Below are 24,479 nucleotides of genomic sequence, written 5' to 3'. Positions count from 1 at the left end.
CGAACAACGTCGCTTAGTTATTCAATTGTACCGCATTATGCGGACGAAAATGGAGGAATCGACATGTTAAAAATTGGGGTTATGGGACTCGGAAACATTGCGCAAAAGGCGTATTTACCAGTGATGGCCGCCATGCAGGATCAGTATGAATTTCACCTAACGACCCGCAACGCGGAAAAACGGCAACGACTGGCCGCCCAGTACGGCTTTCAACACACGCACGCTGACTTGGACGAACTAATTTCCGTCCACCCAGCGGCCGTGTTTGTTCACACGCCGACCTCAACGCACGCCCGCATTATCCGCCAATTATTAGAAAACGACATTAACGTGTACGTTGATAAGCCGGTAGCCACGGACCTTCAGGCAGTTCAGGCGTTGTACGATTTGGCGGCGAGTCGCCATTTAATGTTGACCTGCGGGTTTAACCGTCGTTTTGACCCGTTAAACCAACAATTAAAGGCGTTACCAAATAAGCGCATGGTCGTAGCGGAAAAGGTCCGTGAAACTGGAGGTCAGGACCCGGAAACGGCGGTATTTGATCTCATGATCCACTCGGTCGATACCGGCCTGTTCTTGTTAGATGAACCGCTAGAAACGACATGTGGCCGCGTTTTAACGACCGAAGCCGGTGCGCTGGGACAGGGTTACTTAACGGCTGAGACCGCCCACGAACAGTTGCAAGTCGTGACGAACATGTACGGCGGGGTCAACTTAGAACAAACGACCGTTCAAACCACTCACGGCCGTGCCGTTGTGAAGGACCTCAGCATGTTGACCAATTACCAAACGGCCCAAACGACGACCACGAGTTTTCCGGATTGGGAACCCACTTTGGAAAAACGCGGTTTTGCCCCGTTGATTCGAGCATTTCTGACGGCGGTGGCAACCCACGGAACGAACCCGGTCGACCCAACGTCCGCAATTACCAGTCACGCGGTGTGCCGTCATTTATTAAGCCGTTAAAAAGTGATAAACTTAATTGATAGACTAGCGACCTTGGATGACCCGGTGCGGGCCGTCTTTGGGGTCAAATAATAACTTAACTGTTCAATTATTAAACGAAACACGAAAGGAACTTCCACCATGACTCAAGATGTCTTGGCCACTTTTCCAGCCATTGAAATAAAAAAAGATGAATCGCTTAGTCACTATACCAATACTAAAACCGGGGGCCCCGCTGACTTCGTTGCGTTTCCGAAGTCAATTAGTGAGGCCAAGGCCCTAATCGAATACGCCAATCGCGAACAGGTGCCGTTAACCGTCATCGGTAATGCCAGCAACCTGATCGTAAAGGACGGTGGGATTCGTGGTTTAACAATGATTCTCACTAAAATGAACCAGATTCACGCCAGCGAAAATCACGTGGTCGCCGAAGCCGGGGCTGCGTTGATTGCAACGACCAAGGTCGCGTGCCGGGCTAGCTTGACCGGTTTAGAATTTGCAGCCGGAATTCCCGGGAGCGTTGGCGGGGCCGTCTTCATGAACGCCGGGGCCTACGGTGGTGAAATCAGCGAAGTTGTTGAAGAAGTCACCGTTTTGACCCGTGAAGGTCAGTTGAAGACCCTGTCGAACGCGGATTTGGATTTCGGTTACCGGCACAGTACCGTTCAGGATTACGACGATACGGTGGTCACGGCCACTTTTGCACTCAAACCCGGTGACCAAACCAAAATTCAGGCCCGCATGGACGAACTAAACACCCTCCGGGCAGCTAAGCAACCGTTGGAATGGCCGTCTTGTGGGAGTGTTTTCAAACGCCCGACCGGTTACTTCACGGGTAAATTGATTCACGATGCCGGGTTACAGGGCCACCGCATTGGCGGGGCGGAAGTATCGAAGAAGCACGCCGGCTTTATTATTAACGTTGATCACGCGACCGCCACGGATTACATGGATATGATCCACTACGTCCAAAAAGTGGTCTTTGAGAAGTTTGGGGTGCATTTACAAACTGAAGTCCGGATCATCGGAGAAGACGTCACGAAGTAAGTTTTTGTCAATTGAACAAAGGGGGCAACCACGTGCCGATTATAGAATTAGTGATTTTATTGGCATGTTTAGTGCTGCTGTCGAACGTATTGAGCCACTATCTAGTCGCAATCCCGGTCAGTTTAATTCAAGTCGGGCTGGGTCTAGGAGTGGCTTTATTGTTAAACGTACAGGTTAAGCTGCAAACGGACTGGTTTATGCTGGTTTTCATTGCACCGATGCTGTATAACGATGGCCGCCAATTTCCAAAACAAGAATTATGGGAGCTACGCGGGGCAATTTTTGCCAATGCAATTGTCCTCGTTTTTATTACCACCATTTTGGGTGGCTTCCTAGTACACATTTTAATTCCGTCCATTCCACTAGCCGTCAGCATCGCGCTGGCCGCCATTTTGTCACCGACCGATCCGGTGGCGGTGCAGTCGATTTCGGAAGGGGTCAAGTTACCGAAAGAAATCCTGCACCTAGTGAGTGGGGAAAGTTTGATCAACGATGCCAGCGGACTGATTGGGTTTAAGTACGCCCTGGCCGCGGCCGTGACCGGGAGTTTCGTACTTGGTAAAGCGGTCGGTGATTTCTTTTACATCAGTTTAGTCGGCTTAGCAGTCGGCTTAGCCCTGATTACGGTGATTCAGCTGATCCGGGACATTTTGCGCCGAGAAGGGATCAACGACACCGTCTTTAACGTGGTGTTACAAATTATGACGCCGTTTGCGATTTACTTCATCGCTGAAGAATGGTTCCACGCTTCCGGTGTGGTTGCCGTTGTCGCCGCGGGCGTGTTAGCCCACGTGCAGAATTCCCACGAAGCCGAAGACGCGCCGGAATTGCGCCTAGTGACCGAAAAAGTATGGAACGTTATCGTTTACTTGTTAAACGGAATCGTGTTCCTGATTCTAGGTATTGAGTTGCCGGTCGCTACGCAGGCTACCATTCAGGGCTCACACACCAATACCTTTCACGCTATCTTTGACGTATTGATCGTGTGGGGAATCCTCCTACTGATCCGGGTCGCGTGGACCTACGTGTACATGCTGTTTAACTGGTTACGGAATCACGATAAGTCCAAACCTAGTTTACGGATTGCAACCCTCTCCGGCTTATCTGGGGTCCGGGGCGCGATTACCATGGCGGGGGTCTTTACGATCCCAACCGTGATTGCTAACGGGGACGCCTTTCCCGAACGCGCCCTGGTCCTATTCATTGCGGCGGGCGTGATTATCGTTAGTTTAGTGGCCGCGGCGGGGATCTTACCGTTGATGGCTGCCAAGTCACTACCGTTCATGACCCGGGGTTCCAGCTTGGATGATGACGACGCGGTAATGGCTGCCGGCCCTGATTTACCCGAAGACGAGGAGGATGGGGATCAACCGGAACAAATTACTTACAAGCAGGCCCGGATTTACGTTTTACAACTCGCCGTACGCAACATTGAAGAACACCGGCGTCCAGAAAACCAACGGGCGGCTTACGATCTGATTTTGGATCAACAGTTTCAGATCCGCCGGCTAGAAGTTGCTTCCCAGACCGCGGACGAATTGGCACCAATGCTGACCGATGAAGCGCAGTTGCGGTTGGTCGCGTTAGCGGGTGAACGCCAGGCCGTTAAGGAAATGGTGGCGAATAAAGAAACGTCGAAATTGGCGGCTCAGGCCTACTTACGGCGGGTGGACCACCGGGAGCAACGGTTAGCCCAAGCCACGCATAAACCGGGCTTACCGACGTTACGCTCACTCCGAATCTTGATCAGTCGGGGGATGCAGGGTCTCCGGTTATGGCTCGCCCCGGCCGATAGTGACAAATTACGGGCAGAGCAGCTTGAAATTCAACGAGTCGCGTCCAAGGCGGCCATTAAAGCTTTGTCACAGTACTTAAAACGGGCCAACGTTGACGAACAACAATTTGACCGGCAGGCGTTGTACCACCTGATTGTGCACTATCGGAACCGAATCGAAAATGCTAAAACCAATCATAGCCTGTCACGGGCCGATTATGAACGGCAGATTCACACGCTGCGAATTAAAAGTTTAGGCGCTGAACGCGCGGGGGTCCAACATTTGTTGGAAAGCGGACAGATCAGTTTACGCACGGCGGCTAAGCTACGTCAATTCATCAACTATTCCGAAAACCTATTAATGCTCAACGACGTCGAAGCCGATGATGATTAATTATATTTAAATGTTGTAAAGAAGTAGTTCTAGGTTATAATGATGTAGAGTAGTATTGATAGTGAATGGTTAGCTCTACCAATTAGTTACGGGCTTTAAAGAACCATTTACATTCGGGAAAGAATTTGCGGGGGGACGTAACATGAGTGAATCAGAGATCCACGAACAGTTTGTGGAGACTTACATGCACATTTTAAAATACATTGGGGACTTTGTATCGGTACCAACGCGGCCGTACAAGATTACGTTTGAAGCTTACACTGTGATGCGAATGATTGCTACCAGTGAAGAACCGCTGACGCTGGTTAAAATTGCTAATGAACAACGGGTGTCACGGAGCGCGATTGCCCGTCAAATCAACGTTTTATTGGATTTGAAGTATATCGATCAGACAACGAACGCACACGACCGACGCATTAAGTACTTATCATTGACGCCGTCCGGTGCTAAGGTTGAGCAGGCGATTACGACCGCGTCCGACGAACGTTTCCACCAGTGGATGCAAGTTTACGGTGAGAAGCGCGCGGGGGACACGTTGCGCTACATTAACGACGCCGAAAAGAAGGCCACTAAGCTTGGCTTTAGCGGCTTTAGCGGTTTACACGATAAGCGTGGTCGTCACGCTGAATATAGTGATCCCAAAGTTAAGAATTAATCAAAATAGCAAGCTCCGGTCATCATGGCCGTGAGCTTGCTATTTTTGATTGTTCGGCGTACTCGTAAAGCGCCAAGCAGCGTAGATAAGTAATTGTAGACACCACATAATCACGACGAATGCCAGCATCTTTGCGGACCACATGCCCAGCAACTGGTCGACGATGTACTGCGGGGTTATTAGAAGATAAATCGAATGTAAGCGTAAGAAACGGCCAACGTAAACGCCAATCCCCGCAAATAAGAACAGGGCACCGCTGATCAACTCGCGACCCAGGGGTAAGCGGGTTAAGTGCAAGCGCCGCACGCTTTCTTGGGCAACTTGGTCAACGCCCCAAGTTCCAACTAAGGTTGAGACCATCATGGGTCCAATCAGGTAGGCAAATTCCCGCCACATTTCGAGGTTGAACCGTAACATCCCGTTTAACCCGTATGGATTGAGCAGACTAAGGTGAAACAGGTCGGTCATTAGGTAGGGCGCGTTGGGATAAAAGAGCAACCAAATGACCGCTAACGCCCAAAACGTCCAGTTTGACCGCCGCTGGGTCAGCCAAAAACTAAGTTCAACCGGAACGTACGCCAAAACGGTGTTTAAAAGTAAGAATCGAAATGAACCGTGCAATTCAAGCGCTGCAAAACCAATGAAGGCCCAGTAGACGAGCCGAATGAGCCAGCGCTGTGTTTTTGTCATTTGATCACCACGCTTTCACTGTCAATTTTAACAGAAATATTAAATAAGCTATATTAAATAAACACAAGTTTAATATTAATTCAAAATCTATCCTAATTGCCGGTCTTGTTTGAAATCAGTCAACGTGAGGCGGTGCGCCGTGCTATAATGTGAAAGTAAATAATTTTCATAAGGAGGAGGATCATGAACTTCAACTGGAGCGCTTTATTGACAGTGCAAAACTTTGTCCGGCTCCTAGACATTCTTGCGGTTTGGTTTGTCATTTACGAGTTGATCGTGCTGTTGCGGGGAACCAAGGCCGTTCAACTTTTCCGTGGAATCGTGGTAATTGCAATCATTAAGTTCGTCAGTGTTTTGATTGGACTTGATACGGTTTCGTGGATCATGGATCAAATCATTAATTGGGCCGTGATTGCAATGGTCATCATCTTCCAACCCGAAATTCGGCGGGGCTTGGAACATTTAGGACGCGGTTCGATTTTTACGCGCGGCAAACGTCAAAATGAAGATGAGGAACGGATGATTGCCGAGCTGGATAAGGCTATTCAATACATGGCCAAACGGCGAATCGGTGCGTTGATGTCGATCAAGATGGATACTGGTTTGGAAGATTACATTGAAACCGGGATTGCCTTAGACGCCGACATTACGGGAGAATTATTAATTAATATTTTTATTCCCAACACACCGTTGCACGACGGGGCGGTCATTATTCAAGATAATCAAATTAAGGTGGCCGCGGCCTACTTGCCGTTGTCGGAAAGTAACCTGATTCCTAAAGAACTGGGGACCCGGCACCGGGCCGCCGTGGGGATCAGTGAAGTGACGGACGCCCTGACGATCGTTATCTCCGAAGAAACTGGTGAAGTTTCAATTACGAAGGATAACGAATTAATGCGGGGAATGACGCGCGAAAATTATTTACGCTACTTCCGTCAAGTGCTGCTGACACCGGAAGATCAAACTCGTCAAAATGCGGTTCAAAGTTGGTTTGCCCGCATTTTTGGAGGGGGTCCTCGTAAATGAAAAAATTTATGGATAGTGCCTGGGCTATGCGCCTGTTAGCGTTAGTTTGCGCGTTAGTCCTGTTTGCCTACGTTAACTCGCTCAAGTCGTCACACAATGCTAGTATTTTAACGAACAGTTCTTCAAAAACGACGCTGACGTCGAACCGTAAAGTGACGATCAGCGCTCCACTGGAACTCAACGTCAATAGTACGAAGTATTTTGTGACCGGCTACCCGGAAAATATTAAGGTTACGATTGAAGGACCGGCGGCGTTAGTGACCACCACCGCTAACACGCAAAACTTTAAGGTGTACGCGAACTTATCCGATCTATCGGTTGGGCGCCACAGTGTTAAGGTGCAGGTCGACGGGCTAAATAAGGAACTCAGCTACGCTTTAAACCAAAAGTACATTCACATCAACATTCAGCCGCGTCGCACGGCTACTTATAAAGTCCACGCTGATTTTAATAAGGATAATTTGGCATCGGGCTACGAAGCGGGGACGCCCCGGTTAGGAACGTCGTCGGTCAAGGTTACGGGCGCGGTCAGCGAGGTCAGCAAGGTCGCCAAGGTTGTGGCGGTCGTCAACACCACGAAGAACTTACAAAAATCCGTTAACCAGCAGGCGATGATTGAAGCCCTGGATGCTAACGGTCAGACGCTAAACGCGGTCCTAACGCCGTCGACCACGTCGGTGTACATTCCAGTTACCCAGGCGTCCACCACTAAGGACGTGTCGGTGGATTTAAAGGCCAGTGGTAAAACGTCGGCCGATACGAGTTATTCGTTCTCGACCGATACGAAGTCGGTAACGGTCACTGGGACTAAGGCGGCCTTATCCAAATTATCGTCGTTGCCGGTGGACGTTGACGTGTCAAACGTCACGTCAACCACGACGAAGACGGTTAAAATTTCAACGAGCGATGAAGATGGGATTTCATCGGTCAGTCCAACGTCAATTAAGGTAAAAATTACAGTTAAAAGTAACTGATTAATCTGAAACGAGGTAAATTAATAATGAAATATTTTGGTACTGATGGGGTTCGCGGTATCGCAAACTCAGGGTTAACACCCGAATTAGCTTTTCGTTTAGGCCGTGCCGGTGGTTATGTCTTAACCGAACACGCCGAGGATAAGGATAGTCAACCCCGGGTCTTAGTTGCCCGTGACACCCGGATTTCTGGTCAAATGTTGGAAGAAGCCTTAGTTGCCGGGTTATTATCGGCTGGGATCGAAGTCTTACGTTTAGGGGTAATCACCACGCCCGGTGTTGCCTACTTAGTTCGGATCCAAGACGCTGACGCCGGGGTCATGATCTCCGCTTCCCACAACCCGGTTGAAGATAACGGCATCAAGTTCTTTGGTGGCGACGGTTTTAAACTGTCCGATGCTAAGGAAGAAGAAATTGAAGCCTTACTTGAAAAGGAAACCGACGATTTACCACGGCCAGCTGCTGAAGGCCTTGGAACGGTAGCCGACTTCCCAGAAGGTAACTTAAAGTATTCCCAATTCTTGGAACAAACCATTCCCGACGACTTAAGTGGGATTCATTTGGCCGTGGACGGTGCCAACGGTTCAACCAGTAACTTAGTTTCACGGATCTTTGCTGATCTGAACGTAGACTTTGAAACGATGGCGACTTCACCCGACGGCTTGAACATTAACAAGGGCGTGGGTTCAACCCACCCCGAAGCCTTGTCTAAGTTTGTCGTTGAAAAGGGTGCGCAAGTTGGGCTGGCCTTTGACGGTGATGGGGACCGGTGTATCGCGGTTGATGAATTAGGGAACATCATTGACGGTGATAAGATTATGTACATTTGCGGTAAGTTCTTAAGTGAACGCGGCAAGTTAAAGAAGGACACCGTGGTCACGACCGTGATGAGTAACCTCGGCCTATACAAGGCCTTAGAAGCAGCCGGCTTACACAGTGAACAAACCCAGGTTGGGGACCGCTACGTAGTTGAAGAAATGTTGAAAGACGGCTTTAACCTCGGTGGCGAACAGTCTGGTCACGTGGTGTTCTTAGACTTTAACACCACTGGTGACGGGATGTTGACTGGGATTCAACTGCTACACGTCATGAAAGAAACGGGTAAGAAGTTATCCGAATTAGCCGCTGAAGTAACGACTTACCCACAAAAATTAGTTAACGTGAAGGTTCAAGATAAAAAAGCTGCTTTGAATAACGCCAAGATCCAAGCCGTTATCAAAGAAGTTGAAACCGAAATGGCCGGGGAAGGCCGCGTCTTAGTTCGGCCTTCCGGGACCCAGGACCTACTCCGGGTCATGGCAGAAGCTAAAACCGACGAACTCGTCGGGGCCTACGTTGACCGCATCGTTGACGTTGTTAAATCCGAAGTCGGTGTCGACTAACTAGTCGTCCGTACTTTATTACAAGTCCGCAAGGTGTTAATCACCGGCGGGCTTTTTTTGCAGTGGTGACTTAACCAAAGTGTACAGATGTTCTCATAGTTGGGGTTAGCTTTCCGCCTTCCGCTCGACGCTGACTGAGGTTGGAGACAAGCGGGGTGTGCTTGGCTTCAAGCTGTGTCCACCGCGTTCCGGCCCAATCGCGGCCGACTGGACGGCGGAAAGTGTCAGCTGGCTTAAAGAATATCAGCGCCGTAATGATGACGGTAATCCAGGAAAGAATGAAAATTTCATCAAAAAAGCACAACTAGCTTTCATCCGCGAAATATAAGTAATTTGATTGGTATACGTTCGAACTAACGGGTATACCAATGCGAATGATTGTTGACATTTTACCGCTGTAAAGTTAAAGTTAACTTGTTTCTAGAAAATATACCAATAGGAGGATAGACTAGACCAATTTTTAATTGGTTAAATCGGAATAGCGCCAGGACTTTAAGTTTTAAAGTTGACGAGGATGACGTTTATCGACAATCGACGGGTGACGTCAGGGACTGCACTCTACAGGGCAATTACAAAAACCAGTTGTGAGACTGGTGACAGACATTTTGACCAAGCAGCTAGAAACAATTCAAAACAGTAAAGGAAGATTATCTTATGTGTGGAATTGTTGGAGTTACCGGTAAAGACAGCGCAGTATCAATTTTGTTAAATGGTTTGGAAAAGCTAGAATATCGTGGTTACGATTCAGCTGGTATTTACGTTAATGACCAGGACGGACACGATTATTTAGTTAAAGAAAAGGGCCGTATCGACGACTTACGTAAAGAAGTCGGTTCGAACGTACACGGTTCAACCGGTATCGGCCACACCCGGTGGGCAACCCACGGTGCACCAAGCGTTGCAAACGCGCATCCCCAAGTTTCGGCGGATGGCCGTTTCTACTTGGTTCATAACGGTGTGATCGAAAACTTCCAAGATTTGAAGAGTCAGTACTTAAGCGACGTGACCTTCACATCACAAACGGATACCGAAGTGATCGTGCAACTCGTTGACCGCTTTGTAACCAAAGAAAATCTCTCCACGCTAGATGCCTTCCGGAAGACTTTGAGCTTACTAGGCCATTCTTCTTACGGTTTCCTGTTAATGGATAAGGAAGATCCCGATACGCTCTACGTGGCTAAAAACAAGAGTCCGTTACTGATTGGGGTAGGTAAGGGCTTTAACGTGGTTTGTTCCGATAGTTTGGCCATGCTTGACCAAACGAAGGATTTCTTGGAACTCCACGATGGTGAAATTGTGGTCGTTAAACCAAACGCGATCAAAATTACCGACCAACAGGGTCAAGCCGTTGAACGCAAGACGTTCCACGTTGACATTGACCCCGCTTCTGCGGATAAGGGGACTTACCCATTCTACATGTTGAAGGAAATTGATGAACAACCGAACGTCATGCGGAAATTGTCCCAAGTTTACTTGAATGATGATGGTCAACCGGTCATTAACCAAGACCTCTTGGACGCCATCAAGCAAGCTGACCGGCTCTACATCGTGGCGGCGGGGACGAGTTATCACGCTGGTTTAGTTGGGGCGAAGTTGTTTGAATCGCTCGCTAACGTGCCAACCGAAGTCCACGTTTCGTCTGAATTTGCTTACAACCAACCACTGTTGTCGGACCACCCGTTCTTCATCTTCTTGACCCAGTCCGGTGAAACGGCCGACAGTCGGGAAGTCTTACTGAACGTCAACGAACAGAAATTCCCAAGTTTAACGATCACCAACGTTCCTAACTCGACGTTATCCCGGGAAGCCACTTACACGTTGTTGCTGCACGCGGGTCCTGAAATCGCGGTAGCTTCAACCAAGGCGTACACGGCCCAAATTGCTCTGGAAGCCATTTTAGCCAAAGCGTTAGGTGTTGCGGATAACCAGTCAGCTGCTAAGGACTTCGACGTCAAAAAGCAGTTGGCCCTAGTTGCGAATGGGATGCAGGGCTTAGTTGATGAAAAGAAGACCTTTGAAGCCATTGCTAAGGCCGACCTGTTACACACGCCCAACGCGTTCTACATTGGGCGGGGCTTAGACTACGCGGTTTCGTTGGAAACGGCACTGAAGCTCAAGGAAATTTCATACGTTCAGGCGGAAGGTTTTGCCTCCGGTGAATTGAAGCACGGGACGATTGCGTTGATTGAAAAGGATACGCCGGTCATCGGGATTATCACGCAGGAAAAGACCGCGGGCTTGACCCGTTCTAATCTGCAAGAAGTTGCCGCTCGGGGTGCCAAGACGATCACCATCGTTACCGATAATTTGGCTAAAGACGGTGACACCATCGTGTTACCAGCCGTAGACGAACGCTTGACCGCACTACTTAGCGTTGTGCCTGGTCAGTTACTCGCCTACTACACGAGTCTTAACAAGGGCTTAGACGTGGATAAACCCCGGAACCTTGCTAAGAGTGTCACGGTTGAATAAAGACTAATGATTAACGGCTAAGCAGCTTGCTTAGGTGTGGGTGGGAACGTTGCGCGTGAGCGAAACGTTCCTTTTTATAATGGTGAATGTTTTCCGACGACAACGTAAAACGAGTATAATGAAACGTAAAACCAATGTTGAGGAGGAACTTTTGTGTCCATAAAATTAATTGCGACCGACCTGAACGGAACGTTGCTGCGCGCGGATCAGAGTTTTGACCACGCCCGGTTTAAACGGGTCTTGACCGGATTAAACCAGTTAAACATTCCGCTAGTACTATCCTCGGGCAACCAGTACGCTCATTTAAAGCAGCTGTTTGCCGACGTCCTAGCCGATAACCTGGTGATGGTGGCGGAAAACGGGGCGTCGATCTACGCCCGTGGTCGACAGGTGTTTGACGGTAGTTTGAGTGCCGAGCAGCACCACCACTTTGTGACCGTTGACCGTTTTCAGGAGATGTTTAAGCACGCGTACCTGATTTTGGTGGGCAGTCACGGGTCGTACACTGAAGCGGGTGCTCCGGAACAGTTGGTGGCGATGGCCCGCAAGTTTTACGATAACTTACAACTGGTTGACGACTTGGCGGCGGTCAAGGATTCAATTAAAAAGATCAGCGTTTCAACTCAACCGGGCGATGCGGCTGCCTTAGTTGATCAAATCAACGCTTATTTTGCGGGTAAACTCCGGGCGCACGACAGCGGCTACGGAGTGGTGGACATTGTGGACCAGCACGTGGGCAAATTACCAGCGGTCCAATTATTAGCGGCCCAGCGGGGACTAACCGCCGATGAAGTGATGGCTTTTGGTGACGGGGCTAACGATGTCCCGTTACTGCGGTACGCCACGCATAGTTATGCGATGGTTAACGCCCCCACTGCGGTCCAGGCCGCGGCCCGCCACGTGACGACGTTGGATAACGAACACGACGGGGTCTTGGCAACAATTGAACACATTTTATTAACCTAAAAAGTATGGTTCTAGTGAATGAACGGAATAACGTTCGTCAACTAGAACCATTTTTTTAATCAATTACTTTTCATTGGGGTAAAAAAACTGGTGAATCCCGAAGGAGTTGAGTGACACTAGCCGCTGTTTTAACTGATCCGTGGTTAAATTTAATTGATGGGTGAAGTATAGTCGAAAGAAAGTCAGGTTGTTATGAATTAAAAAGGTGGCACAGACCTTGGCGTCGTCTTTTGATAGCGGGTAGTTCGCTTGGATGGTCGTAGTTAACCCGTCCGCAACGATGCTTTGGACTTTACGAGCGAGAAAACTGTAGTCGTCGTTGAGTAGGATGACCCGGTGAAAGTCCATCGACTGGTGGTAAAAGTTCATCAACATGTCAAAAATTAACCCGGGTTGGGCAATGTTGGCTTTAAAGTCCTTCGGGTTGATAATCGCTAAAAGCTTTTCCGCGCTGTCCTGGGTAAAGGTCTCGGCCAGGTCATCAATTGAATCAAAGTGTAAGTAGAACGTTTTACGGTTAACGTTAGCGGTCGCGGTCAGTTCCTTAACGGTGATGTCACGGTAGTGGGGATATTTAAGTGCTAACTCGCGAAAGGCTGCGCGCAACGCGGAACGGGTACGTTGGACCCGTAAATCTGTTTTTACCATGTAAGTTCCTCCTAGAATGTTAGACCCCACTTGTGGTCTAAATGGGGCTTATTCCCCAAAATAGTTAATGGTGTGGTGGTATTTCGTTTTATTTGTCGCTATGATGTAAACCACACGTGAGGATTATTTCAACGATAGCATAACATAATTTGAATTGATGGGGGTTAACGAACATGTTTAAGGCGGAGTGGGAGTATTTGTTTAAGCACAAGTTGATGTTGATTGTGATCATCGTCATTGGTTTTATCCCGTCAATCTACGCGGTTACGTTTTTAAAGTCCATGTGGGACCCGTACGGAAAGTTACAAGACTTACCGGTTGCGGTGGTCAATCAGGATCAGGCGGTAACGTATCAGGGGCAGCACCTTGACGTGGGTCACCAGCTCGCCACCAATTTAAAACGTTCCAACGGGATGGATTTTAAATTAGTTTCCTCGGAAACGGCGGCTAAAAACGGGTTAAAGCGTGGGGACTATTACATGGTCGTAACGATTCCTAAAAGTTTTTCCCACAACGCAACGACGCTGATGCAAAAAAAGCCCCAGAAAATGGTGCTGCACTATGAAACCAGCGCCGGCCATAACTTTACGGCTTCTAAAATGACGGCGTCGGCGGCTGACAGCGCGGCCGCTAGCGTTTCGGAACAAATCACTAAAACGTACGCTAAGACCCTGTTCGGTAGTCTGAAACAGCTAGGAACTGGGATGGCGACTGCCGGCAAAAATAACCAGAAGTTGGCTAAGGGCAGTCGTCAAGCAGAGCAGGCTAATCAGAAAATCACGACCGGCTTAAACACGTTAGCTAAAAGTACGTTAACACTAGCTAACGGGGCTAAAAGTCTTAACCAGGGCCTAAATCAGTACATTAACGGGATTGACCAAGTTAGTAGCGGTAGTCAGCAAGTGACGACCGGATTAGACAGCCTGTTAAGTAATAGTCAGCAACTTGCCAGCGGGGTCCGCACGCTTAGAAACGGTAGTCAGCAACTTAGCAGTGGGGTTCAAAATTACACTGCCGGGGCGCAAACGTTGAATAGTAGTACCCAACAGTACGTCAACGGGGTGGCCAGTGCTAACCAGGGTGCGCAGGGGATTCAGGCCGGTTTAGCCACGCTAAATCAAAAGACGAGTACGATCCAGAGCGGGACGCAACGGTTAACGACGGCCAGCGCGGACTTGACGACCGGCTTACAGGCGTTAAGCAGTAGCAGCGGGGAGTTGGCCACGAATCTGGCAGCCATGCAACGGGGCGTAGCCGCTACAAGCAACCAGCAATCAACGTTGACCACTCAGTTGGAACAATTGGCCGCAACTTTAAGCAGGGCCGGTAGTGATACGGGGCAGTTAACGGGAGTTAAAGCGGCCAGTAATCAGTTGCAGACGGCTCTGGCAAGTCTGCAAGCTGACCAGGAAAAACAGCAGGCCACTTTACAAGCGAAGGTCGCCGCGGCGGCCGATGCCCAAAAGCTAACGGCGGAACAGAAAGCCGCGATGGTTGCGGCGGTCAGTGGTGGAAGTAGTCCGGCGACTGATGCGGTCAAGACTGCGGCAGCTCAACTCAACACCGCGTTGAGTAACGTTGGTCAAAGTAACGTTAATACGACCGCGGCAACCCAGCAGTTAGCGGCGCTCAAGCAGACCTTAACGACGGTTGCGGCCGGCCAGCAAAGTCTGCAAAGTGGCCTGACTGGTTTAGCCGGCGGTGCGGCAACGTTAACGGCTAAGCTTCAGCAGGCGGCTGGTGGAATGAACACCCTTAACCAAGGCCTGGCAACCTTACAACAATCGACGCCAGCGTTAACGGCCGGGGTAGCCCAGTTAAGTGACGGTGCGACTAGTTTAGCCAGCGGGACGGCCGCGTTAACGTCTAAGGGCCAGCAGTTAGCCGCGGGCACCCAAAGTTTAGCTAGCTCTGGGAACCAGTTAAACCGCGGTGCGGCTAGTTTAAATTCGGGCCTTAGTACGTTAAACGGCCAGGTTCCGAGTTTGATGGCGGGCGTAGGCCAGTTAGCCGATGGTTCTAAACAGGTCACCAGTGGATTACAGACCCTCGGCAGTAAGGGGACGCAACTGACTAGTGGTGCCGGCCAACTTGCGAGTGGCGCAACCCAATTAAATGCGGGCAGCCAACAATTAGCAAACGGTTCCCAGCAGTTAGGAACGGGGCTGGAAAAAGTTCAAGCGGGTAACCAAACGTTAGGCACTAAATTGACACAAGCCGGTACCAAAGCAAAGGTTGACCCAACCAAGCTGACCTACGCGCAGGTTGCTAAGCCGGCAACGACTAGCCATACCGAACGGGACCGGGCCAAAAATAACGGGACCGGGATGGCACCGTACATGATGTCGGTTTCCCTATTCGTGGGGGCCCTAGCGTTTAACATGATGTTTGATACCTATACCCCCCGTAAGTATCCGCGGACGGGAATTGGTTGGTGGCTAAGCAAGGCTTCCGTCCTGGACGGTTTCGCCCTGTTTGAAAGTATTTTGATTGTCACGTTCTTGATGCTGATCGATGGTTTGGCTCCGGTCCACGTTTGGGCAACTTTCGGGATGGTCCTGTGTATCGCCCTCGCTTTTATGAGCATCGTGTACTGGTTGAACCTGGTTCTGGGTAAGGTGGGATCCTTCTTTAGTATGATCCTGCTAGTGTTGCAGTTAGGCGGTTCGGGCGGAACGTACCCGATTGAACTTTCCAACGGTTTCTTCCAGGCCATTCACCCGTGGTTGCCGATGACTTACGCGGTAAACGGCTTACGGGAAACGTTGATGATTGGGAATACGGCGTTATCCGAAATGGGGCTTCTTTTCCTAATTGCGTTAGGTTTTTCCGCCCTGAGTATTTTATTCTTTGCTCGGCGGCGCGGGCGGTTACGGCGGATTGATTTTGCCGCACCGACTCCCGCCACGGCGGATGGAGCGCCGTCAACACCAGCGGAACCGTCATCAGCGGCGACCGATGATGACGAGTAGTCAATCAGTTTAAAAATACCCAGTAACTTCGTGAGTGCCATTTTCACGGAGTTACTGGGTGTTTTTTGATAAGACGTTCTAAACGTCGTAAATGTTCGAGAATTGATAGGCGGTTTGGTAGGTCACCGGCACGTTCGGTTCGATGATAATGCTGCCAAATTCCCGGTGGTGGATGGCGTCGGGAAGAACTTGCGGCATTAAGGCCAGTCCCAACTGGGAACGCATCGGTTTGCCGCCGTTTAACCGGTAGCGGTCGTCACGGTAGTTAGTGGCACTGGACACGACTAGGGCTGGCGCGTTAGTCCGCAGGGTCACTTTCCGCCCGCTGACCCGGTCGAACAATTCGACTTGCGGGTAGGGGGTTTTATTTAAAACGAACCCGTGCCGCAATCCGCCCTTGATTTTAGCAATTTGGGGACCGACTTCGCGGGGGTCGCGGAAATCGAACGGACTATCCGTGACCCAGGGCAGTTTACCCGTCGGCAGGTTGTGTTTGTTGAGGGCGGCGTATTCGTCGGCGTTAATTTTTAAAATGTCGTGGTTAATCAGACTTTCGGCGTTACCGCTTAAGTTGAAGTAGGTATGGTTTGTCGGGTTAAAGAGGGTGGTCTTATCGCTTTTGCCAGTATAACTAATCGTGAATTTACCGTTGTTGTCCAGAATAAAATCGGCGGTGATCGTCATGGTGCCGGGATACCCGTTTTCCCCGTCCAAGGTAATGTATTGCATGACTAAGCCGACCTGTTCACTGGTCTGCAGCTTGCGTTCCAGGAACCAAGGCTCAAAGGCAATTTGGGGCATGTTACCACCGTTTAAATGGTTTTCCCCGGCGTTTTGGGTCAGCTCGTAATTCCGCCACTTAGCTTTTTTGATCACACCCGCGACCCGGGCAATCGTGGCACCGAAAAACGACTGGTAAGTGATGTAGTCCTCGCCCTCGTCAAACCCTAAAACGACGTTGGCAAATTTGCCGTCCTTGTCGTGAGTTTTAATGGCGGTGACCGTCGCTCCCCAGTCCATCACGGTGACGCTCATGTGATGATTGTTCACTAATGTATAATAATTTATTCCGTTTGCCTGGTGCTCAATTATTTTCATGATCTCATCCACTCCAATGTCTGCCTGACAATTAACCTGTTAAGTTAAGTATATTTCATTATTGGGGATAATGCGAACGATTGCCCGGTGGCCGAACTAATTAAATGGAAAAGTTTGCGCTAAATATCACAAGTTGCATCTGGACGCCTTAATTTTAAATTAAGCTCCCGTGGTCGTGCTTGACGCTCGTGAACTTCTCTAGTACCATATAGCAGTTAGTTATGCTTGGTAATTATGATATAAATCGTAAAATATATAGGAAGTATTAAAATGACAACTGATTATAAAATTAAGGTTCAAAATGTGACCAAGGAATTTGATCTCTTCAAAACCCGTTCTGATCAATTGAAGGCGTTCTTCTCGATCTCTAATCAGCCCATCCCAGAATTTTGGGCGTTAAAGGGAATTTCGTTAGAAGTTGCGCCCGGTGAAACGCTTGGACTGATCGGGGTCAATGGTTCCGGTAAATCAACGCTGTCAAACATTATTTCCGGCGTGATTCCGCAAACGACCGGGGTGGTAGACGTCCGGGGGGATACCTCGATCGTTGCCATCAACTCCGGTTTGCGGGGACAATTGACCGGGATGGAAAACATCCGGTTAAAGGCCCTGATGATGGGACTGACGAATAAAGAAATTGACGCCATGTTGGATGACATCATCGCCTTTGCCGACATTGGTGATTTTGTTTATCAACCGGTCAAAAGTTATTCTTCCGGGATGAAGTCGCGGCTTGGGTTTGCAATCGCCGTACACATTAATCCGGATATTTTAATTATTGACGAAGCATTGTCGGTTGGTGACGACACGTTTTACCAAAAGTGTGTGGAGAAAATCCAACAGTTTAAAAAGGAAGGTAAAACGATTATCTTCGTCAGCCACTCCTTAAAGCAAATCGAGATCATGTGTGACCGGGTGGCCTGGATTCAATACGGTGACTTAAAGCAGATTGGTCCAACTAAGGAAGTCGTTGCCGAGTACCGGAAATTTATTAAGTGGTTCAAGGCACTTTCTAAGAAAGACAAAAAGAAGTATCAAACTGACGCTAAGAAGAAACAAAAGGCGTTTAAGATTGACGAATACGAACAGCAGGTCACGGCTGAACGTCAGCAGGCCGACCCGCAGAATCCGCACGTCGCTAAGGAAGTTCACAAGGACTTTTACGGTGGGGTGATTTCTGAAACGATGTCGTGGGGGAACCGAATTCTCACGACTGTCGTGGGCGTTGTGGTGGTTTTGTTGATGTTAGTCAACGTTTCGGGCCACTCGCTAACTAGCGTGGTGCAGCACCCGTCGCAAGTGCTACACCCAACGACGACCTTAAAGGGGCCGGGTGTGACTAAATCAACTAAATAGATTTAATAAAAACAGAGTGTGCCAAAAGGCGGTTAGCTAGTGAGCATTAAGCGGAGCAAGCTGACTTTTGGCGCACGTTTCAACAATAATTGTTCGGAGATACAAACGAGGCTGTGACTTTTGTCACAGCCTCGTTTTGTTTTTCGTGGTCATGGAATTGAAACGCGCGCTAAAGGTAGTTAACGGGAATGGTCAGCGGTGCCGTCCATGAGTTGCACGACCCGCTCGCTCGCGGTACCTCGTTCCCACGCCGTAAACTTCGTTTTGAAGGCCCGCATTTTAGCCGCGTAGTCCGGATAGTGACCGGTAGTTAAAAACTGTTGAATGGCGGTCAAAAAGGCGGGCTCGGTCGTGACGATTGGGCCGGGAACGTCGTGGTAGTCAAAGTAGAAACCACGAATGTCGTCCTGATAGTGGTCCAGGTCGTAAGGGTAGAACAGCATTGGCCGGTCTAAAATGGCGAAGTCAAACATGACCGATGAGTAGTCGGTGATCAGCAGGTCGCTGATCAAGTACAGGTCGTTTATGTCCTCGTCCACGCACAGCCGAACCTGGTCCTCAAACCCGGCGATGTTGATTGATTCGGCCACCAGGTAGTGGGGCCGAATAATCAAAACGTCGTCCTTATTTAACAGCTTCGTCAGGCTTTTCAAACTAAACGGCAAGTCCATTTTATACATGCCCTTACGGATATAAAAATCGTCCCGCCAAGTGGGGGCGTAAAGGATGACCCGGCCGGCTTGGTGCCCTACGATCCGTTGCTTGATGGCCTGAATGGCAGCGCCATCGTGTTGCTGACGAACGAGGCGGTCGTTACGGGGATAACCGTAATCTAAAAATTGGTTATCAAAATCAAAAGCCCGTTTAAACACGTCCTGTGAAAATTGGTTGGGGCTGATTAAATAGTCCCAGCGACTACTTTCAGTGGAGAAGTTGCGGCGGTACTTGTCGGTGTCGGTGCCCGGCATGGACACGTTGGGAATGTCGATTCCCAGCCGTTTAAGCGGGGTCCCGTGCCAAGTTTGAATATAAATGGTGTTGCGGTTTTTCTTGAGCCAGTAGGGCATCCGGGCGTTAAAAACCCAGAAGTTGGCAACCGGTGCAACCGTCAGCCACTTCGCGGAGAAGCGGACAACGAAGTCGAGTTCGGGGTAGTCACGCTGAGCCTGCTTGAAAAAGCGGTGCTTAACACCCCACACGAGGTGCCAATCGGGGTGGGCTTTTTGTAAAGCTTGGTAAATGTACAACGGGTTGTCCGTGGGCAACTTACCGTTAAACGTTTCGAATAGTACCAGGTGTTTTTTTACCGGGCAAACACTAGCAATTAAATTGAAGGCCCGGCGGTAAATATGGCTAATAATTTCCTTAAGAGACATTGAATTAAATCCTCACAACCATCCTATTTATTGCCGAAGTTTAAATCGTGTTTAATCTTCGTGGTGGAGATTTCAGGCGTCCGTGGGAGGTAGATCACTTCGGCGTTAGTCTGTTCACCCACGAAGTCGAATTGGCCTTTCCAGTCATCACCCATCACAAACTTATCAATTTGGTAAAATTTAACGTCGTTAACTTTTTGATCCCAAGAATTCTCAGGAATCACCAGGTCAACGTAACGAATGGCTTCCAATAAAGCCTTGCGTTTTTCATACGAGAAGTAGGCCTTTTTATGTTTACTTTCCCAGTTGAATTCGTCGGTCGACAGGGCCACGATTAGGTAATCGCCGAGGGCCTTGGCCCGCTTTAACAGTTCAATGTGCCCGTAATGCAACAAATCAAAGGTACCGTACGTAATGACACGTTTCATCAAAAATTCCTCCTACTCTACTAGATAATCAAAGTTAATGATTGTTAACGGAATCACGGCTATTATAGCATGAAAAGTGAACCGTCCATGACCATTATATAATGATTTGGGAGACTGGCGGAACCGTTTTGGTTGGGAACATGAGTAATTTAATCCAGAGTAACGATTATTTTCGTGTGCGGGTATGTTTTTATGAAAATGTAAAAAATTAAAATCCTAATTGACGTAGGCCGGAAATATGGTACTATGAATGGTATTGAATTAATGATAGATATATCTAGGAGATATTATGAAAAAAGTAATTACTTACGGAACGTTTGATTTATTACACAAGGGTCACATCCGTTTATTAAAGCGGGCAAAGGCACTTGGTGACCACTTAACGGTTTGTGTTTCTACGGATGAATTTAATGCGATCAAGGGTAAAAAAGCCTACACTTCGTTTGAAGATCGTAAGTACATTTTAGAAGCCATCCGCTACGTTGATGAAGTGATTCCTGAAAAGGACTGGGATCAAAAAATCAGCGATGTCGTAGATAACAACATCGACATTTTTGTAATGGGTGACGACTGGAAGGGTAAGTTTGACTTCTTGAAGGATTACTGTGAAGTCATTTATTTACCACGGACCGAAGGCATTTCAACGACAAAAATCAAGCACGACTTGGGTATGCAAGTCGACGCTGACTAAATTTGGTATAATTGGCAACGGAAGCCCACGTTTGGGCCCGTTGACGTACTACGCCACTGACGGGGGAGGGCTTTCCCGTTATTGGCGTTTTAATTTGGCATCATAAAAAATGAGAAATCAGTTTGATGGAGGCACCACTATGGAACCAGCCGTTTTTTTAGTTACGGCGTTAGCCGACGTAAAAAAGGATAGCTTCGGAACAAAACTGCACGAATTGCTTGATCAAGCTATCCCCGTGCGGATCATCTTTGCAAACCTCAACTTTGTGGAACGGGTTAATTTTGACCAACTGTTAGCCACCTTAATCGTTGGCCACGAGCAATCAGTTTCGGTCGCAAGCTTATACGATATTTTTTGCCACGATGACGGCGTTCCGTTGGGGGCAACGGCCCTAACACGGGTAGCCCACGCCGGGTTGGCGACGCAACGGCATACGCACCAGGATGGTCGCTACTACGTCCGTTATTTGCAAAATGATCAACTGCTAGAGGAGAGTCACTATTCCGCAGACGGCCACCTGTTTTACCAAAATTTTTATACGGATAACCAGCTCGTTCAAGCGGTCTACTATGGTCGCCAAGCACGGCCCGAAACAATCAGTAATTTTCAGGCGGGTGCGTTAAAAGAGACCCTGTTGTTAAATGCTGACGGGGCCCTGTTATACCGGTTCCTCCAAACCGAACGGCCCGTTCAACGGTTGTTTAACATGGACAACACGTCGAATTTACAATTGACGAGCCTTGAAGCGGCCCAGCCCCAACCGCCCCGTAGTAAGCGGGCCCGGGCGGAAAAACGCAACACGTTAACGGTGGGCAACGCTCCCGAGCTCAGTTTTGACGTGATGGATTACGTCCACGCGGGGCACTTTGACGGTATCTACGATTTTTACCGTTACGCGTTGCAGCGACTGGATTATCGTCATCAGCGGTTGTACATCAACGTTGAACACAACGTTGCGTTATCGACGGCGTTACCGAACCAGTTGATTTTTAATTATTAGAAAGGGGCGTTTTTAATGCGTGCAATTTTATCAGGCGTTCATCCCAAAAAGGGCAAGCAGTCGTTAGAACTCGAATTAATTGACGTCCCCTTCGCGGTTGAAAACCTCGCAATGATTTTTATGGAAAAAAACGCGTTGACCTCGTTGTGTATTCCCATTCACCGGCGAGTCCGCAATAACATGGTTAGACTTACGATTGACGCACAAAAATTCACCTTTGAACAACCGGGTCAGAGTGAATTTTCGTGGGAAATGTACTTTACGTTTAACGTTGAAGACCAGCACTACCTGTTACAAGTTGAAAGTGAGTACGTTTCTGACCGGCACCAGTTAACGTTAGACAGTTATTTTCAGTTTAACTCCGACGCGCAGGACCACGCGCTGTTTGATATTCATACCCAGCAGACGCGTACGGACTTCGCAATTAATAGTATTAACTTAACGCAGGACGGGTTAACGGTGACCGGGTACAGCTCCATCAACGGCGAACCACTGGTCAACCAGACGTTGTTCTTGGAAAATCACGCTACGCAGACGGTTTATCAATATAGTGATACGACCGACTTGTTGCGGGGCATTTTCTCAATTACGGTACCGGTAGATAATTTAACGGAAAACGGGCCCTTTAACGTCTACATTGAGTACGACTTTGGCCAGCAACACGTGCGCCAACGGGTCATTTTGGCCCGACCACTGGCTGGTCAGCGTGTGTCCCAGGTTCAAAGTGGGGGGCAAGTCGTTCGAATCAGCAAAACGTTTAATAACGGCATTGCCGTTGAGACGGTCCCGCCCGTCCCGCTGAGTGCCAAGGTGGCCGCAGTTGGGCGTAAAGCTGGTCGGGTTAAAAACGTGGTGCACCGGTTAAACCAAAAGGTCAACACCCGCTACATGAAATGGTTGTTTAAAAAGGGGCACCGGCCGTTTGACGCGACAACCATCATTTTTGAAAGCTTTGGCGGTCGGCAGGTCAGTGACAGTCCGTTAGCCATTTATCAGATGTTTAAGAAGTTGTACCCCGGTTTCCGTTTCATCTGGTCGGTCGAACGGGAGACAGTTCCGTATTGTAAAGCTAACGACATCCCGTACATTGTGCGGCGCACGACCATGTGGGTTCGGACGATGGAAAAGGCCCAGTACTGGATCAGTAACGCCCGTTTTCCGGCCTGGGTCAAGAAACCCAAGTACTTAACTTACGTCCAAACGTGGCACGGGACCCCGTTGAAAAAACTGGGCTTAGACATTGAAAACGTCACGATGCCGGGGACGAATACGGCGGCGTACCACCGTAACTTTGTGCAGGAAGCCAATCGTTGGGACGCGTTGATCAGTCCTAACGACTATTCGACCCAAATTTTCCGTTCGGCGTTTGGGTTTAAAAACCAGATCTTAAAAGTTGGTTATCCGCGTAACGACGAGTTGATCAATTCAACGGCGGACGACATTACGGCAATCAAGCAGAAGTTAAACATTCCCTTAGATAAAAAGGTCGTCATGTACGCGCCTACTTACCGGGATAACCAGTTTGCGGAGAAGGGAAAGTACACCTTTGAATTACCGTTCAGCTTGGATGATTTCCAACAACGTTTCGGGGAAGACACCGTTTTAATTTTACGGATGCACTACCTCATTTCTAACGCGCTAGACGTTTCGGCGTACGGTGACTTTGTGTACGACCTTTCGAGTTACCCGAACATTTCGGAATTGTACCTAGTGTCGGACCTGTTGATCACCGACTATTCGAGTGTGTTCTTCGACTACGCCTATTTGCAGCGGCCCATTCTCTTTTATCCGTACGATTATCACCTGTATAAGGACGAGTTACGGGGCTTCTATCTCGATTATGAGAAAGACCTGCCGGGTAAAATTGCCCAGAACGAGCCGGACCTATTAAACGGGGTGGCGGAGTACTTACAGCAACCGGATATGAGTAACGACCCGAAGTTCCAGAAATTTTACGAACGCTTCTGTGCCATTAATGACGGATTGGCCTCCCTAAAAGTTGTCAACTACGTGGTGCACCAGATTGAAACCCAGCACTAATAAATTTCACGAAATAATCATCATAAAAAAACGTAATCACTTGATTCGGTGGTTACGTTTTTTGGTGCACGCGATTTGCGTTAAATAGTAAATAATAAGGTGAACTTACAAAACTGCAAAGGGCGAATAGGCCGCTTAAATAGCGTCAGGTCGGTATTGAAACGTGGAAAACGGGTTTTATAAATTTGTGAATGATAAACAAAATTAAATTTAAATAATTTATCCATTTATTTTGACTTACTGTTGACAACGCTTACAATTTCGCTTATCCTTAGTTTGTAAGGTATTTAGTTACCTTCTAATCAATTCTCTTTCTCTCTTATGCCGACCACTATCTTTGGATAGTGGTTTTTTGTAGAGTGTGAAGTTCAAGCGGGTTGGGGCGAGGATTAGCCTAGTCATCAGTATTATGCGGTTTGGGCATAATGCTGGTGACGTAGCTAACCACAACCCCAGCTTGACCTGAGCACGTTTCGATAGAGTGTGAAGTTTTCGACGGGTTGGAGACGAGGATTAGCCTAGTAGGCAGTATTATGCGGTTTGGG

Annotated in this window: 19 protein-coding genes; 14 read left to right on the top strand and 5 right to left on the bottom strand. The window is 48.7% G+C overall.

What is annotated here, in order from left to right:
• The first annotated feature begins 63 nt into the window (after window positions 1–63).
• From D1831_RS02545 to D1831_RS02530, 4 genes are all read left to right on the top strand, one after another.
• Window positions 64–966 (top strand): Gfo/Idh/MocA family protein, encoded by a 903-nt coding sequence (locus tag D1831_RS02545; RefSeq protein ID WP_125071358.1) that lies wholly within the window; start codon window positions 64–66, stop codon window positions 964–966.
• 120 nt (window positions 967–1,086) lie between these two features.
• Window positions 1,087–1,992, top strand: coding sequence for a UDP-N-acetylmuramate dehydrogenase (gene murB, locus D1831_RS02540; protein WP_125071357.1), 906 nt, complete (start codon window positions 1,087–1,089; stop codon window positions 1,990–1,992).
• Between the two features lie 32 nt (window positions 1,993–2,024).
• On the top strand, window positions 2,025–4,160 hold the full coding sequence (locus D1831_RS02535; protein ID WP_125071356.1) for a cation:proton antiporter: 2,136 nt from the start codon (window positions 2,025–2,027) through the stop codon (window positions 4,158–4,160).
• A 142-nt stretch (window positions 4,161–4,302) separates the two neighbouring features.
• On the top strand, window positions 4,303–4,815 hold the full coding sequence (locus D1831_RS02530; RefSeq protein ID WP_125071355.1) for a MarR family transcriptional regulator: 513 nt from the start codon (window positions 4,303–4,305) through the stop codon (window positions 4,813–4,815).
• A 39-nt stretch (window positions 4,816–4,854) separates the two neighbouring features.
• Here the strand turns inward: D1831_RS02530 and D1831_RS02525 are convergent, their stop codons facing one another.
• Complete coding sequence (locus tag D1831_RS02525) at window positions 4,855–5,505, bottom strand: DUF1361 domain-containing protein (protein ID WP_125071354.1); 651 nt, start codon at window positions 5,503–5,505, stop codon at window positions 4,855–4,857.
• Between the two features lie 183 nt (window positions 5,506–5,688).
• Here D1831_RS02525 and cdaA point away from each other — a divergent pair, with 183 nt between their 5' ends.
• From cdaA to D1831_RS02500, 5 genes are all read left to right on the top strand, one after another.
• Complete coding sequence (gene cdaA / locus D1831_RS02520) at window positions 5,689–6,531, top strand: diadenylate cyclase CdaA (RefSeq protein WP_125071352.1); 843 nt, start codon at window positions 5,689–5,691, stop codon at window positions 6,529–6,531.
• Window positions 6,528–7,505, top strand: coding sequence for a CdaR family protein (locus tag D1831_RS02515; RefSeq protein ID WP_125071350.1), 978 nt, complete (start codon window positions 6,528–6,530; stop codon window positions 7,503–7,505). Before cdaA ends, D1831_RS02515 begins: the two co-directional genes overlap by 4 nt.
• Before the next feature lie 26 nt (window positions 7,506–7,531).
• Window positions 7,532–8,887: a phosphoglucosamine mutase gene (gene glmM, locus D1831_RS02510; protein WP_125071348.1), complete on the top strand. Its 1,356-nt coding sequence runs from the start codon at window positions 7,532–7,534 to the stop codon at window positions 8,885–8,887.
• A 654-nt stretch (window positions 8,888–9,541) separates the two neighbouring features.
• A complete protein-coding gene (gene glmS / locus D1831_RS02505) occupies window positions 9,542–11,359 on the top strand; it encodes a glutamine--fructose-6-phosphate transaminase (isomerizing) (protein WP_125071346.1) in 1,818 nt (605 codons plus the stop codon).
• A 153-nt stretch (window positions 11,360–11,512) separates the two neighbouring features.
• Window positions 11,513–12,325 (top strand): Cof-type HAD-IIB family hydrolase, encoded by an 813-nt coding sequence (locus D1831_RS02500; RefSeq protein ID WP_125071344.1) that lies wholly within the window; start codon window positions 11,513–11,515, stop codon window positions 12,323–12,325.
• A 63-nt stretch (window positions 12,326–12,388) separates the two neighbouring features.
• On the opposite strand, the gene D1831_RS02495 is transcribed toward D1831_RS02500, so the two are convergent.
• Window positions 12,389–12,973 carry a TetR/AcrR family transcriptional regulator gene (locus D1831_RS02495; RefSeq protein WP_125071342.1) on the bottom strand — a complete coding sequence of 195 codons (585 nt, stop codon included), beginning with the start codon at window positions 12,971–12,973 and terminating at the stop codon, window positions 12,389–12,391.
• A 173-nt stretch (window positions 12,974–13,146) separates the two neighbouring features.
• On the opposite strand from D1831_RS02495, the gene D1831_RS02490 reads away from it, so the two are divergent.
• A complete protein-coding gene (locus D1831_RS02490; protein ID WP_125071340.1) occupies window positions 13,147–15,945 on the top strand; it encodes a YhgE/Pip domain-containing protein in 2,799 nt (932 codons plus the stop codon).
• A gap of 78 nt (window positions 15,946–16,023) precedes the next feature.
• Here the strand turns inward: D1831_RS02490 and D1831_RS02485 are convergent, their stop codons facing one another.
• Window positions 16,024–17,043 (bottom strand): aldose epimerase family protein, encoded by a 1,020-nt coding sequence (locus tag D1831_RS02485; protein ID WP_125071338.1) that lies wholly within the window; start codon window positions 17,041–17,043, stop codon window positions 16,024–16,026.
• A 270-nt stretch (window positions 17,044–17,313) separates the two neighbouring features.
• Between D1831_RS02485 and D1831_RS02480 the strand changes: the two genes are divergently transcribed.
• Entirely contained in the window at window positions 17,314–18,399 is a 1,086-nt protein-coding gene (locus D1831_RS02480) for an ABC transporter ATP-binding protein (protein ID WP_125071336.1), read from the top strand.
• Window positions 18,400–18,578: 179 nt separating this feature from the next.
• On the opposite strand, the gene D1831_RS02475 is transcribed toward D1831_RS02480, so the two are convergent.
• Together D1831_RS02475 and tagD (D1831_RS02470) are read right to left on the bottom strand one after the other, a co-directional pair.
• Window positions 18,579–19,775, bottom strand: coding sequence for a CDP-glycerol glycerophosphotransferase family protein (locus tag D1831_RS02475; protein ID WP_125071334.1), 1,197 nt, complete (start codon window positions 19,773–19,775; stop codon window positions 18,579–18,581).
• Between the two features lie 23 nt (window positions 19,776–19,798).
• Entirely contained in the window at window positions 19,799–20,203 is a 405-nt protein-coding gene (tagD, locus tag D1831_RS02470; RefSeq protein WP_125071332.1) for a glycerol-3-phosphate cytidylyltransferase, read from the bottom strand.
• A gap of 289 nt (window positions 20,204–20,492) precedes the next feature.
• Here tagD (D1831_RS02470) and tagD (D1831_RS02465) point away from each other — a divergent pair, with 289 nt between their 5' ends.
• The 3 genes from tagD (D1831_RS02465) to D1831_RS02455 all read left to right on the top strand — a co-directional run bounded on the left by tagD (D1831_RS02465) (window position 20,493) and on the right by D1831_RS02455 (window position 23,934).
• Complete coding sequence (tagD, locus tag D1831_RS02465) at window positions 20,493–20,894, top strand: glycerol-3-phosphate cytidylyltransferase (protein ID WP_125071330.1); 402 nt, start codon at window positions 20,493–20,495, stop codon at window positions 20,892–20,894.
• A 139-nt stretch (window positions 20,895–21,033) separates the two neighbouring features.
• Window positions 21,034–21,894: a hypothetical protein gene (locus D1831_RS02460; protein ID WP_125071328.1), complete on the top strand. Its 861-nt coding sequence runs from the start codon at window positions 21,034–21,036 to the stop codon at window positions 21,892–21,894.
• A gap of 15 nt (window positions 21,895–21,909) precedes the next feature.
• Window positions 21,910–23,934 (top strand): CDP-glycerol glycerophosphotransferase family protein, encoded by a 2,025-nt coding sequence (locus D1831_RS02455; RefSeq protein ID WP_125071326.1) that lies wholly within the window; start codon window positions 21,910–21,912, stop codon window positions 23,932–23,934.
• Window positions 23,935–24,479 lie beyond the last annotated feature (545 nt).

Source organism: Lactiplantibacillus garii, assembly GCF_003885105.1.
Classification (GTDB): Bacteria; Bacillota; Bacilli; order Lactobacillales; family Lactobacillaceae; genus Lactiplantibacillus; species Lactiplantibacillus garii.
Note: the sequence above shows the minus strand (reverse complement) of the source record. Positions and strands in the feature narration are given on the sequence as shown.